Source organism: Treponema bryantii, assembly GCF_900111035.1.
Taxonomy (GTDB): Bacteria; Spirochaetota; Spirochaetia; order Treponematales; family Treponemataceae; genus Treponema_D; species Treponema_D bryantii_C.
In genome coordinates this window covers 217,422-229,404 of sequence record NZ_FOFU01000002.1, presented here as the reverse complement: position 1 = coordinate 229,404, position 11,983 = coordinate 217,422, and the positions used below count along the sequence as shown (strand labels likewise).

General features: G+C 41.7%; 24 protein-coding genes. All 24 read left to right on the top strand.

What is annotated here, in order from left to right:
* Nucleotides 1-66: 66 nt before the first annotated feature.
* The gene (gene rpsL, locus BMY21_RS04320; protein ID WP_074641255.1) at nucleotides 67-441 is read left to right on the top strand and encodes a 30S ribosomal protein S12; all 375 of its coding nucleotides are present in this window, start codon (nucleotides 67-69) and stop codon (nucleotides 439-441) included.
* 12 nt (nucleotides 442-453) lie between these two features.
* Nucleotides 454-924 carry a 30S ribosomal protein S7 gene (rpsG, locus tag BMY21_RS04315; RefSeq protein ID WP_074641254.1) on the top strand — a complete coding sequence of 157 codons (471 nt, stop codon included), beginning with the start codon at nucleotides 454-456 and terminating at the stop codon, nucleotides 922-924.
* Between the two features lie 630 nt (nucleotides 925-1,554).
* Entirely contained in the window at nucleotides 1,555-2,739 is a 1,185-nt protein-coding gene (gene tuf / locus BMY21_RS04310; RefSeq protein ID WP_074641252.1) for an elongation factor Tu, read from the top strand.
* A gap of 73 nt (nucleotides 2,740-2,812) precedes the next feature.
* Complete coding sequence (gene rpsJ, locus BMY21_RS04305; protein ID WP_022931802.1) at nucleotides 2,813-3,121, top strand: 30S ribosomal protein S10; 309 nt, start codon at nucleotides 2,813-2,815, stop codon at nucleotides 3,119-3,121.
* 116 nt (nucleotides 3,122-3,237) lie between these two features.
* Entirely contained in the window at nucleotides 3,238-3,858 is a 621-nt protein-coding gene (gene rplC, locus BMY21_RS04300) for a 50S ribosomal protein L3 (protein ID WP_074641251.1), read from the top strand.
* 10 nt (nucleotides 3,859-3,868) lie between these two features.
* The gene (rplD, locus tag BMY21_RS04295) at nucleotides 3,869-4,507 is read left to right on the top strand and encodes a 50S ribosomal protein L4 (RefSeq protein ID WP_074641249.1); all 639 of its coding nucleotides are present in this window, start codon (nucleotides 3,869-3,871) and stop codon (nucleotides 4,505-4,507) included.
* Complete coding sequence (locus BMY21_RS04290; protein ID WP_074641247.1) at nucleotides 4,507-4,791, top strand: 50S ribosomal protein L23; 285 nt, start codon at nucleotides 4,507-4,509, stop codon at nucleotides 4,789-4,791. Before rplD ends, BMY21_RS04290 begins: the two co-directional genes overlap by 1 nt.
* Nucleotides 4,792-4,817: 26 nt before the next feature.
* Nucleotides 4,818-5,642, top strand: a complete 825-nt coding sequence (gene rplB, locus BMY21_RS04285) for a 50S ribosomal protein L2 (RefSeq protein WP_022931798.1) — start codon at nucleotides 4,818-4,820, stop codon at nucleotides 5,640-5,642.
* 17 nt (nucleotides 5,643-5,659) lie between these two features.
* Complete coding sequence (rpsS, locus tag BMY21_RS04280) at nucleotides 5,660-5,941, top strand: 30S ribosomal protein S19 (RefSeq protein ID WP_022931797.1); 282 nt, start codon at nucleotides 5,660-5,662, stop codon at nucleotides 5,939-5,941.
* Nucleotides 5,942-5,957: 16 nt separating this feature from the next.
* Entirely contained in the window at nucleotides 5,958-6,314 is a 357-nt protein-coding gene (gene rplV / locus BMY21_RS04275) for a 50S ribosomal protein L22 (RefSeq protein ID WP_022931796.1), read from the top strand.
* A 1-nt stretch (nucleotide 6,315) separates the two neighbouring features.
* A complete protein-coding gene (gene rpsC / locus BMY21_RS04270) occupies nucleotides 6,316-7,059 on the top strand; it encodes a 30S ribosomal protein S3 (RefSeq protein ID WP_074641246.1) in 744 nt (247 codons plus the stop codon).
* A 2-nt stretch (nucleotides 7,060-7,061) separates the two neighbouring features.
* Entirely contained in the window at nucleotides 7,062-7,481 is a 420-nt protein-coding gene (rplP, locus tag BMY21_RS04265; protein ID WP_074641244.1) for a 50S ribosomal protein L16, read from the top strand.
* A gap of 10 nt (nucleotides 7,482-7,491) precedes the next feature.
* Nucleotides 7,492-7,704: a 50S ribosomal protein L29 gene (rpmC, locus tag BMY21_RS04260; RefSeq protein ID WP_022931793.1), complete on the top strand. Its 213-nt coding sequence runs from the start codon at nucleotides 7,492-7,494 to the stop codon at nucleotides 7,702-7,704.
* Between the two features lie 10 nt (nucleotides 7,705-7,714).
* Nucleotides 7,715-7,990 carry a 30S ribosomal protein S17 gene (rpsQ, locus tag BMY21_RS04255; protein ID WP_074641242.1) on the top strand — a complete coding sequence of 92 codons (276 nt, stop codon included), beginning with the start codon at nucleotides 7,715-7,717 and terminating at the stop codon, nucleotides 7,988-7,990.
* Between the two features lie 17 nt (nucleotides 7,991-8,007).
* The gene (gene rplN / locus BMY21_RS04250) at nucleotides 8,008-8,376 is read left to right on the top strand and encodes a 50S ribosomal protein L14 (RefSeq protein ID WP_022931791.1); all 369 of its coding nucleotides are present in this window, start codon (nucleotides 8,008-8,010) and stop codon (nucleotides 8,374-8,376) included.
* Nucleotides 8,377-8,388: 12 nt separating this feature from the next.
* Nucleotides 8,389-8,703, top strand: a complete 315-nt coding sequence (rplX, locus tag BMY21_RS04245) for a 50S ribosomal protein L24 (protein ID WP_074641241.1) — start codon at nucleotides 8,389-8,391, stop codon at nucleotides 8,701-8,703.
* Nucleotides 8,703-9,254 (top strand): 50S ribosomal protein L5, encoded by a 552-nt coding sequence (rplE, locus tag BMY21_RS04240; protein ID WP_022931789.1) that lies wholly within the window; start codon nucleotides 8,703-8,705, stop codon nucleotides 9,252-9,254. The genes rplX and rplE overlap by 1 nt, the downstream gene beginning before the upstream one ends.
* A gap of 7 nt (nucleotides 9,255-9,261) precedes the next feature.
* Complete coding sequence (locus BMY21_RS04235; RefSeq protein WP_074641239.1) at nucleotides 9,262-9,447, top strand: type Z 30S ribosomal protein S14; 186 nt, start codon at nucleotides 9,262-9,264, stop codon at nucleotides 9,445-9,447.
* 9 nt (nucleotides 9,448-9,456) lie between these two features.
* The gene (rpsH, locus tag BMY21_RS04230) at nucleotides 9,457-9,855 is read left to right on the top strand and encodes a 30S ribosomal protein S8 (protein WP_074641238.1); all 399 of its coding nucleotides are present in this window, start codon (nucleotides 9,457-9,459) and stop codon (nucleotides 9,853-9,855) included.
* A 15-nt stretch (nucleotides 9,856-9,870) separates the two neighbouring features.
* The gene (gene rplF / locus BMY21_RS04225) at nucleotides 9,871-10,410 is read left to right on the top strand and encodes a 50S ribosomal protein L6 (protein WP_074641236.1); all 540 of its coding nucleotides are present in this window, start codon (nucleotides 9,871-9,873) and stop codon (nucleotides 10,408-10,410) included.
* An 11-nt stretch (nucleotides 10,411-10,421) separates the two neighbouring features.
* Nucleotides 10,422-10,784 carry a 50S ribosomal protein L18 gene (gene rplR, locus BMY21_RS04220; RefSeq protein ID WP_074641234.1) on the top strand — a complete coding sequence of 121 codons (363 nt, stop codon included), beginning with the start codon at nucleotides 10,422-10,424 and terminating at the stop codon, nucleotides 10,782-10,784.
* A gap of 8 nt (nucleotides 10,785-10,792) precedes the next feature.
* On the top strand, nucleotides 10,793-11,308 hold the full coding sequence (rpsE, locus tag BMY21_RS04215; protein ID WP_074641232.1) for a 30S ribosomal protein S5: 516 nt from the start codon (nucleotides 10,793-10,795) through the stop codon (nucleotides 11,306-11,308).
* Nucleotides 11,309-11,311: 3 nt separating this feature from the next.
* Nucleotides 11,312-11,494 (top strand): 50S ribosomal protein L30, encoded by a 183-nt coding sequence (gene rpmD / locus BMY21_RS04210; protein WP_074641231.1) that lies wholly within the window; start codon nucleotides 11,312-11,314, stop codon nucleotides 11,492-11,494.
* Between the two features lies 1 nt (nucleotide 11,495).
* Nucleotides 11,496-11,978 carry a 50S ribosomal protein L15 gene (gene rplO, locus BMY21_RS04205; protein WP_074641229.1) on the top strand — a complete coding sequence of 161 codons (483 nt, stop codon included), beginning with the start codon at nucleotides 11,496-11,498 and terminating at the stop codon, nucleotides 11,976-11,978.
* The last annotated feature ends 5 nt before the right edge of the window (nucleotides 11,979-11,983 follow it).

The window sequence follows — 11,983 nt, the reverse complement described above, 5'->3', positions numbered from 1 at the left end:
TATCCTTTTTGAAGGGTTTTGAAATATTTCCGGGGTGCTGACCGGAACAAACAGGAGAACTAGGCGATGCCTACAATTAATCAATTAATTCATCAGGGTCGTAAGTCTGCTGCAAACAGAACAAAAGCTCCAGCTCTTGAAGGCTGTCCACAGAAACGTGGTGTTTGCACACGTGTAATGACTCAGACACCTAAGAAACCAAACTCAGCGCTCAGAAAGATTGCGCGTGTTCGTTTGTCAAATGGTATTGAAGTTACTGCATACATTCCAGGTATTGGACACAACTTGCAGGAACACTCAGTAGTATTAGTACGCGGTGGTCGTGTAAAGGACCTCCCTGGTGTACGTTATCATATCATCCGTGGTACAAAAGATACTCTTGGAGTTGAAGATCGCAAGCGCGGACGCTCTAAGTACGGTGCTAAGAAGCCAAAGGCATAATGGAGGACTAAGATGGGAAGACATAAGAAATCAATCGAACGTCCGATGTTGCCGGATGTAAAATACAACTCAAAGGTTGTTTCAAAATTCGTTTGCCGTATGATGCTTGACGGAAAGAAATCTATCTGTACAAAGATCGTATACGAGGCAATGGATAACCTTAAGGCTAAGACAGACAAGGATCCTTTGGAAGTACTTCTTAAGGCTCTTGAAAATGTAAAGCCAATGGTAGAAGTTAAGTCACGCCGCGTTGGTGGTGCTACTTACCAGGTTCCAATGGAAATCCGTGAATCACGTCGTGAAGCACTTGCAATGAGATGGATCATTGATGCAGCTCGTTCAAGAAGCGGACACGGAATGGCAGATACACTTGCTGCTGAACTTCTTGATGCTTACAACAATACAGGTACTGCTTACAAGAAGCGTGAAGATGTACATAAGATGGCTGAAGCTAACAAGGCTTTCGCTCACTACAGATGGTAGTTTAATAGCTGCCTGATTTATAAAACGGGAGGTGCTTTCGAGTGCCGCCCGTTTTTTTTATTTAAATTGTATATTGAAAAGAATGCGAAAAACTACATTATTTTCAATAAAACTCAAGAATTGCTCTTGAATTTATTTTTTAAATTTTGTATATTGTGTGAACTTGCCCTTTTTTGAATTTACAGGGGTATTGGGTTCTTTGAGAAGTCAGGCAGGTTTGATTGAAAATAGTCATTCAGATCTGGCATCACCGTAAAGTTAATCAGAAATGATTTTCAGGTAGTTGCGGCCCTTAATGCGGTTAATTTTCACCGTTGGTGATTATTATATAGACAACAGATTATGGGTATTCCTGACGCCGCTAAAGGCAAACTCGAATATACCAGACTAGTTGTCAATCAGATGATAATGATCGGTGGTACCGGGTTGGAACATTTCGAATAATATGGAATGTTTTTGAAATATGTTTCTTATCCGTTTCTATCAATTATTATCTTCTCATTCAAATAGTGTGTCTGCGAATATGCTGACTCCTGGTAAAGGAAGTTTGTATATTCTGGCTTAAAGTGCAGCACATAAAAAATAAATATGCCGGGTCAGGACGAAATTAAATCCGGCAAGGAGAAAAACATGGCAAAGGAGAAGTTCGTTAGAACTAAACCTCACATGAACGTTGGTACTATTGGTCACGTAGACCATGGTAAGACTACACTTTCAGCTGCTATCACTTCATATTGTGCTAACAAATATGGTGATAAGGCCCTTAAGTATGACGAAATTGATAACGCTCCAGAAGAGAAGGAACGTGGTATCACAATCAACACTCGTCACTTGGAATATCAGTCAGACAAGAGACACTATGCTCATATCGACTGTCCAGGACATGCTGACTACATTAAGAACATGATTACTGGTGCTGCTCAGATGGATGGTTCTATCCTCGTAGTATCTGCTCCAGACTCAGTTATGCCACAGACACGTGAGCACTTGCTTCTCGCTCGTCAGGTAGGTGTACCAAAGATCATCGTATTCTTGAACAAAGTTGACCAGGTTGATGATCCAGATCTTCTCGAACTCGTAGTAGAAGAAGTAAAAGATACTCTTCAGGAGTATGGATTCTCTGCTGATACACCAATCATTAAGGGTTCTGCATTCAAGGCTTTGAATGATGCAACTCCAGAAAACACAGCTTGTATCGAAGAACTCCTTACAGCTATGGATACATGGTTCGATGATCCAGTTCGTGATGATCAGAAACCATTCTTGATGCCAATCGAAGACATCTTCACTATCTCTGGTCGTGGTACTGTAGTAACAGGAAAGATCGAGCGTGGTGTTGTAAACATGAACGATGCTGTACAGATCGTAGGTATCCGCCCAACAGCTGATACAACTGTAACAGGTATCGAAATGTTCCAGAAGACTCTTGATCAGGGTATGGCTGGTGATAACGTTGGTATCCTCCTCCGTGGTATTGAAAAGAAAGACGTTGTTCGCGGACAGGTTCTTGCTGCACCAAAGTCTATCACTCCACATACAAAGTTCGAAGCTCAGATTTACGTACTTTCAAAGGAAGAGGGTGGACGTCACTCTCCATTCTTCACAGGATATCGCCCACAGTTCTACTTCAGAACTACAGATATCACTGGTACAATCGAACTCGAAGCTGGTACAGACATGGTAAAACCAGGTGATAACGTAAAGGTTATCGGTGAACTTATTCACCCAATCGCTATGGACGAAGGTCTTAAACTCGCTATCCGTGAAGGCGGTCACACAATCGCTTCTGGACAGGTAACAAAGATTATCGAATAGTTAAGATTTTTTTCAAACTAACAGGCTGGTATTGCTTATCGGTCTGTTAGTTGTGAAAAAGGAGTAAAATTAAATGGCTAATGGAAAAATTCGTGTCAGACTTCGTGCATTTGATGCAGTTCTGATCGACCAGAGTGCTAAAGCCATCGTGCAGACAGTACAGAAAGCGGGAGCAAAGGTTTCTGGCCCTATCCCTCTTCCTACAAGAATCAACAAGGTGACTGTACTTCGCTCACCACACGTAAACAAGAAGTCACGTGAGCAGTTTGAAATGCGTACACACAAACGCCTTATTGACATAATGAATCCTTCACAGGACGTTATGGATTCACTGATGAAGCTTGAGCTTCCTGCCGGTGTAGATGTAGTAATTACACAGTAATTACAGTTTTTTTAGTTTAATAGGTACGGTCCCTCTGGATTTGGGATGACGGCCTGAGAATATTAAGGGAGTTTTGTGAATAGTTAGTAGCAAAATCCCAAATAGGAGATATCAGAATGAAAGGTCTGATTGCAAAGAAAGTTGGCATGACACAGATATTCGACGAAAGCGGAAATCTGACACCAGTAACCGTAATCCAGGTCGAGCCAAATGTTGTTGTTGCCAAGAAAACAAAGGAAAATTGCGGTTATGATGCAGTTGTTCTTGGTCTTGATGATATGAAAGCTTCAAGAGCAAGCAAGGCATATGCCGGACAATTCCCAGAGAACATTACTCCAAAGCGCCACTTGAAAGAGTTCCGCAACTTCGAAAAAGAAGTAAATATTGGAGATGTTGTTGGTCTTGAGCTCTTTGAAGGTAGTCGTTTCCTCGATGTAACAGCTACATCAAAAGGTAAGGGGTTCCAGGGTGTTATGAAGAGATGGGGCTTCCATGGTGGACGTGCTACACACGGTTCTAAGTTCCATCGTGAGCCGGGTGGTACAGGAGAATGTACAACTCCAGGTCACTCATTCAAGAATATTAAGCTTCCTGGACACATGGGATTCAAAAGAGTTACTGTGCAGAATCTGAAGATTGTTAAAGTTGATCCAGAGCTCAAAGTAATTATGGTTCGCGGTGCTGTTCCTGGAAATAAGGACTGTACACTCATCGTGAAGTCCGCAGTAAAGAAATAGGAGATAGAATATGGAAAAGAAAGTATATTCAACTTCTGGTAAAGAACTGCGTACAATCACTCTTGATGATAAAGTATTCGGTCTTCCAGTTAATGACGACGTAATCTATTACGCTATTACAAACGAATTAGCTAACAGACGTGTTGGTACTGCTTGTACTAAGACTCGCGCTGAAGTACATGGTTCAAACAATAAGCCTTACAAACAGAAGGGTACTGGTAATGCACGTCGCGGTGATAAGAAGTCTCCAATCACAGTAGGTGGTGGTACAATTTTCGGACCAAAACCAAGAGATTTCAGCTATTCAATTCCAAAGAAAGAAAAAAGACTTGCAATGAAGTCAATCTTGAGCTCACACGCTCAGGGCGACAGACTTACTGTTGTAGAGGATTTTACTGTAGAAAGCGGAAAAACAAAGGACTTAGTATCTATTCTTAAGAACTTTGCTAAAGACGAAAGAACAGTTCTTATCCTTAAAGATGATGATGCAAAGATCAAGCAGGCAGGACGCAATATTCCTAACCTCTCATTCCTTGCTTATAATCGTCTTGAAGCACACACACTTTTCTATGGACGCAAGGTAATCATTCTTGAGTCTGCAGTAAAGAATCTGTCTGACTTTTATGCTGAAGATAAGGAGGCTAAATAATGAATTACGAAGATATTCTTATTAAGCCTGTTGTTTCTGAAAAGGCAAGCATGTTGCGTGAACAGAACAAATATGTTTTCATCGTTCGCCCAGATGCTACAAAGACACAGATTAAAGAAGCTGTAACACGCTTGTTTAAGGTAAAAGTAGTTGACTGCACAACAATGAATGTGCTTGGAAAAATGAAACGACTTCGTGGAAAACCAGGTCGTACTGCATCTTACAAGAAAGCTATCGTACGTATCGCTGAAGGCGAAACAATTGCAGCTTTCGAAGGTGTATAATCTGGTAGGAATTAAGGGGATATAAAATGGCTCTTAAAGTATTTAAGCCAATGACAGCAGGTACACGTGGACGTGTTGACTTGCGTCGTGACGAACTGACAACTGATAGACCCGAGAAAACTTTGGTGTCAGGTCGTAAGTCTCATGCAGGACGCGGAGCTGGTGGTCGTATTTCTGTACGTCATCAGGGCGGCGGTCACAAGAGACGCTATCGTGATATAGATTTCAAACGTGATAAGCACGGAATTCCTGGAACCGTAAAGACAATCGAATACGATCCAAACAGAAGTGCTAACATCGCTTTGATTTATTATGCTGACGGTGATAAACGTTATATCATCGCTCCAAAGGGATTGCAGGTTGGTCAGAAGATTATTTCTGGCGAAAATGCAGCTCCAACAGTTGGAAATGCACTTCCTCTGAATGCAATTCCAGTTGGTTTCACTATTCATAACATTGAATTGACACTTGGTCAGGGTGGACAGCTTGTTCGTTCTGCTGGTGCTAGTGCAATGATTGCAGGTCGCGAAGGTGACTACGTTATCGTTCGCTTGCCTTCAAGTGAAATGAGAAAGATTAACGGAAAGTGCTATGCTACAATCGGTGTTGTAGGTAATGAAGAGCACATGAACGTTAAGCTCGGTAAAGCTGGTCATAAGCGCTGGATGGGTATCCGCCCAACAGTACGTGGTATGGCTATGAACCCGGTTGATCATCCACTTGGTGGTGGTGAAGGTGCTGGTAAGGGACGTAACCCAGTTACTCCTTGGGGACAGCCTTGTAAGGGCTACCAGACTCGTAACAAGAGAAAGACTTCTAGCAAGTTCATTGTTAGTCGTCGTAAGAAGTAGTTGGCGAGGAGATAATCGTGTCAAGATCTGTTAAGAAAGGACCATTTGTAGAGAAATCACTTTACAAAAAGGTTCAGGCAATGAATAAAGAAGCAGACAGAAAAATGATTAAAACATATTCTCGCTGCTCTACAATAATCCCAGAGATGGTTGGAAACACAATCTCTGTTTATAATGGTAAATCATGGATTCCTGTATATATTACAGAAAACCTTGTTGGACATAAGCTTGGTGAATTTGCACCAACTCGTACATTCAAGGGCCATGGTGGTTCAGACAAAACTGCCTCTAAAGGCTAATAAATAGGTGGATATTATGGCTGAGAAAAAAGGTTATGTAGCCACTTCTAAGTTCCTGATTGCATCTCCAACAAAGGTTCGTCCTGTTGCACATGTAATTAATCAGAAATCCTACACTGAAGCTATGGCTATCTTGGCAAACATGCCACAGAAAGGTGCAACTTTGATTAGCGCTACTTTGAAGTCTGCTGCTGCAAATGCACTTAACCAGAACAGTAAGTTGGATGAAGATATGCTTTACGTAAAAGAAATCAGAGTTGATGAAGGTCCAAGACTCAAGAGAGTATGGTTCCGCGCACGTGGTCGTGCAGATCAGCTTTTGAAGCGTATGTGTCATATTACCGTCATCGTTGACGAGAAGGCGGGGGAATAAAGTGGGACAGAAAGTTAATCCTATTGGTTTGCGCTTAGGTGTAAACAAGACATGGCAGTCACGCTGGTATGCAGATCCACGTGAATATGCAGATTTAGTTCTCGAAGATATTAAGATCCGTAAAATGGTATCTGAACTCCCAGAGTGTAAAAATGCTGATATAGCTGAGATTGAGATTGTTCGCCATCCACAGCGCGTTACAATCGTAATTCACACAGCTCGTCCAGGTGTAATTATTGGTGTTAAAGGTGCATCAATCGAAAAGATTAGTGCAGATATTCAGAAGCAGCTTACAAAGAAAGTTCAGATCAAGATTAAGGAAATTAAGCGTGCAGATTTGAATGCCAGCTTGATTGCTCAGAATGTTGGTCGTCAGCTTGTTGGCCGTGGTTCATTCCGCAAGGCTATGAAACAGGCAGTAAGCAATGCTATGCGTGCTGGTGCACAGGGTGTAAAGGTTCGTCTTAGTGGTCGTCTCGGTGGAGCAGATATGTCTCGTACTGAAGAGCACAAGGAAGGACGTGTACCTCTTCATACTCTTCGTGCTGATATCGACTATGGAACATACGAAGCTCTTACTACATACGGTAAAATCGGTATTAAAGTATGGGTTTACAACGGTATGAACTATGGTATCGACCACAATGAAGATGCTGGTCAGCTCGTTAAGAAACCAAGACGTCCAGCTCGTCAGGCAGCTGAAAAGACTGAGGGTTCTGAACCTGCTAAAAAGGCAAGGAGTTAGTTATGCCACTTAGTCCAAAAAGAGTAATTCACCGTAAGGTACAGCGCGGTCGCGAAAAAGGAAATGCGACACGCGATAATCACATTGATTTTGGTGACATCGCACTTGTTGCAATGGAACCAACCTGGCTTGATGCCAGAGTAATTGAGGCAGCCCGTATTGCCATCAACCGTAAGTTGGATCGTAAAGGTAATGTTTGGATTCGTGTATTCCCAGACAAGCCAATTACAAAGAAACCAGCTGAAGTTCGTATGGGTAAGGGTAAAGGTGCTCCAGATCATTGGGCAGCTGTTATCAAACCGGGTATGATTTTGTTTGAAGTTGGAGGCGTAGATATCAATCTCGCACACAGAGCTCTCGAGCTTGCTGCAGATAAGCTTCCAGTTATTACAAAGATTGCTGTAAAGCCAACACGCGACTAGGAGGAATAAGATGGCTGATTCAAAGAAAAAGAACGATAAAGAACTGTCTTATAAAGAACTCGTAGCTAAACGTGACGAGCTGAAAAAGGAATACATGGATCTCCGTTTCAAGATGGTGATTTCTCATGTAGATAACCCAATGCAGAAACGTACAATGCGCCGCGAAATCGCACGCCTTAATACGTTCATCCGTGCGAAAGAACTCGCCGGAGAAAATAAGTAGGAGCTGAACCGTGGAAGAGAATACTGTTCAGACTGTAAAGGCTGCAAAACGTTCATTTGTTGGTCTTGTTACATCAGACAAAATGGATAAAACAATTGTCGTAACAATTTCATCAAAGAAGATGGACCGTCTTTACAAGAAGTATGTTACCAGATCAAAGAAGTATATGGCACATGATGAAAATAATGATGCTCATATAGGAGATACAGTACGTATCGTTGAATGTAGACCGCTCAGCAAAGACAAGTGCTGGCGCCTTGCAGAAATCATTGAGCGTGCTAAATAAGCGAAGGAGTTAAGATTATGATTCAGATGCAGTCATGTATGACAGTTGCTGATAACTCTGGAGCTAAAATTGCTCAGTGTATTAAGGTTATCGGCGGTTCACATCGCAGATACGCTGGTATCGGCGATATCGTAGTAGTAGCTATTAAGGATGCAATTCCTACATCTACTATCAAAAAGGGTACAATTGAGAAAGCTGTAATTGTACGTCAGGCAAAGGAATACCGTCGCCCAGACGGAACTTATATCCGTTTCGATGATAACGCTTGTGTTATCGTAGACGATAGCAAGAACCCTAAGGGAAAGCGTATTTTCGGACCTGTAGCTCGCGAGCTCCGTGATATGGACTTTATGAAGATCATTTCACTTGCTCCGGAAGTTCTTTAAGGAGAAATGAATATGTTGACTAAATCAAAAATCCGCAAGAACGATACAGTAGAGGTAATTGCTGGAAAAGATAAGGGAAAACGCGGAGAAGTTGTTCGCGTTGACCTCAAGAAAGAACGTGTTGTTGTTTCTGGTGTAAATATCGTTAAGAAGGCAATGAAGAAGAGAAGCCAGCAGGATCAGGGCGGTATCGCTGAGATCGAAGCTCCTCTTAATATTTCAAATGTAGCAATCGTATGTAAAAAATGCGGTCCTACAAAGATTGGTTATAAAATCGACGGCGACAAGAAAGTTCGCGTTTGCCGTAAATGTGGAGATGTTCTGTAATGGCAAATTACGTACCTCGGCTTAAGAAAGTCTATAAAGACGAAATCGCACCTGCTCTTATGAAAGAGTTCAGCTACACAACTCCAATGCAGATTCCTGCAATTAAGAAGATTGTTGTAAGTATGGGTGTTGGTGAAGCTCTCACAAATAAGAAACTCCTTGATGCCGCAGTAGCTGACCTCACAGCAATCACAGGTCAGAAGGCTGTTAAGACAAAGGCAAAGAAGAGTATCGCTAACTTCAAACTGCGTGAGGGCAATGAAGTGGGCGCAATGGTAACATTGCGTGGTGACATTATGTATGAGTTCCTTGATCGTCTCATCAATGTTGCATTCCCACGTATTAAGGATTTCCGCGGAATCAAAGCAACTGGTTTTGACGGACACGGAAATTTCTCAGTTGGTATTACTGAACAGTTGATATTCCCAGAAATCGACTTCGATAAGATCACAAAGATCGCTGGTATGAATATCACTTTTGTAACAAGTGCAAACACTGATGCTGAAGCAAAAGCACTTCTTACTAAGTTCAATATGCCTTTCCGCAAGTAGGTGAAGTATGGCAAAGAAATCATTGTTAATTAAAGCAGCCCGCAAACCTAAGTACGAAACAAGACAGTATAACCGCTGTCAGATTTGCGGTCGTCCACGTGGATATTTGCGTAAGTTTAAGATGTGTCGTATCTGCTTCCGCAAATTGGCAAGCGAAGGCCAGCTTCCTGGCGTAACAAAATCTAGTTGGTAGGAGAATAGAATGAGTGCATCAGATCCAGTAGCAGACATGCTCACAAAGGTTCGTAATGCGGCTATGGCCCGCCACGAGAAAGTAGATGTTCCTGCATCAAAACTTAAGCTTGAAATCGTAAAGATTCTCAAGACAGAAGGATACATCAAAAACTTTAAGAAGATTCAGGAAGAAGGAAAGAACACACTTCGCATTTTCTTGAAATATGATGATGATAATAATCCGGTAATCCACGGTGTTAAGAAGATTTCTACACCTGGTCGCCGCGTTTATTCTGGTTACAAAGATTTGCCACGCGTTTATAACGGTTATGGTACAATCATCGTTTCAACTTCAGCTGGTGTAACAACTGGTAAGAAAGCTTCTGAAAAGATGGTTGGTGGCGAATTGGTATGTACTGTTTGGTAATAGGGGGAGGAAGAAATGTCTAAAGTAGGTAAACTTCCTGTTGCTATTCCAGCAGGTGTAACAGTAAACGTTGCAAACGGTGTTATTTCTGTAAAAGGTCCAAAGGGTGAACTTAAGCAGAGCTTCCATGATGAAATTGAAATCAAGGTTGAAGGAACTGAAGTAGTTCTTACAACTAAGAACAATGCTAAGCAGACAAATGCTTATCATGGACTTTACAGAAGTTTGCTCAACAACATGGTAAAAGGTGTAACAGAAGGCTTTACAAAGACTCTTGTTATCACTGGTGTTGGTTACCGTGCAGAAGTAAAGGGTAAAGAGCTTGTAATGAACCTCGGTTACTCAAGTGACTACATTGCAATCATTCCAGAAGGACTTACAGTTGTTGCAACTCCAGATGGAAAGCTTACAATTTCAGGTATCGACAAGCAGTTGGTTGGAGAATTCAGTTCTCAGATTCGTAAGTTACGAAAACCTGAACCTTACAAAGGAAAGGGTATTCGTTATGACAACGAAGTTATCAGACGTAAAGTCGGTAAGACTGGTGTTAAATAAGGTGAAGCTATATGTTTAAGAAGATGAACGATAAAAACAGAAAACGCTTGCACAGAAAGATTCATATCCGTAAGTCAATTTTCGGAACTGCTGAGAGACCAAGAATGACTATCACTCGCAGTAACAAGAATATTTCAGTACAGGTAATTGATGATAATGAAGGAAAGACTTTAGCTTCAATCTCAACTTTGGAAAAAGAATTTGCTGCTCTTAAGCCAAATACTGATGGAGCTGCAAAGCTTGGTGAAGCTTTCGGAGCACGCCTTAAGGACAAGAATGTAACTAAGGTTGTATTCGACAGAAATGGTTACTTGTACCATGGTGTTGTAAAAGCTTTCGCTGATGGTGCCCGTAAAGCTGGTATCGAATTCTAGGAGTTACTATGGAACATCAGAAAAACTTTGATAAAGATCCAAAAGAGAAGGAGTTTGTAGAAAAGCTCGTTACTCTTAACAGAACATGTAAGACTGTAAAGGGTGGACGTCGTATGTCTTTCTCTGCTCTTACTGTTGTTGGAGATGGAAAAGGTCGCGTAGGATACGGACTTGGTAAAGCTAATGACGTATCTGAAGCTATTAAGAAGAGTATTGATCGTGCAAAGAGAAATCTTGTAGTAATTCCTATGAAGAACGGCACTTTGCCACACGAAATCATTGGTAAATACAAGAGTTCTGAAGTATTGCTTATGCCAGCTTGTTCCGGTACTGGAATTATCGCTGGTGGTACTGTACGTGCAATTATGGATGCAGCTGGTGCAACAGACGTTCAGTCTAAGTCTTTGGGTTCTAACTCAGCAGTAAATGTTGTTCGCGCAACATTCGACGCTATCTCAAAGCTTATGGACGCAAAGAAGGTTGCTGCCAACAGAGGTAAAACTCTGGACGAATTGTGGGGTTAATGTATGGCTAAGCAGTTGAAAGTTACATTAATTAGAAGCGTTATTGGTCAGAAACCAGAAAAGAAAGCAACAGTTCGCAGTCTTGGACTTAAGAAGATTTCTTCTTCTAACACACTCCCAGACACAGACGCTGTTCGCGGTATGGTTGCTGCTGTATCACACCTTGTAAAGGTAGAGGAGATCTAAAATGGCAGAGTATAATCCAATTCTTAGCGCTCCTCAGGGTGCTAACAAAAATCCTAAGCGTGTTGGACGTGGTTCTTCTTCAGGACTCGGTACAACTGCTGGTAAGGGTAACAAAGGTCAGCAGTCAAGATCTGGTAAGGCTGGTCCTTACGTAGGTTTTGAAGGTGGACAGATGCCTCTTTACAGACGTATTGCACGCAAAGGTTTCTCAAACTATCCTTTTAAGAAAGAATATGTATGTATAAATGTTGAGCTTCTTGATGCAAAATTCGATGATGGCGCAACTGTAGATAAGGCAGCTCTCGCAGCAAAGGGATTCATCTCTTTGAAGAGTGCTCCTCTCGTAAAGATTCTTGGAAACGGCGAAGTTACAAAGAAATTGAACATTGTTGTTGACAAAGTTTCTGAATCTGCAAAAGCAAAAATCGAAAAAGCTGGTGGTTCAGTAAAAACTGCTGAAGCATCTGCTGAAGAAGCAAAATAAGGCGG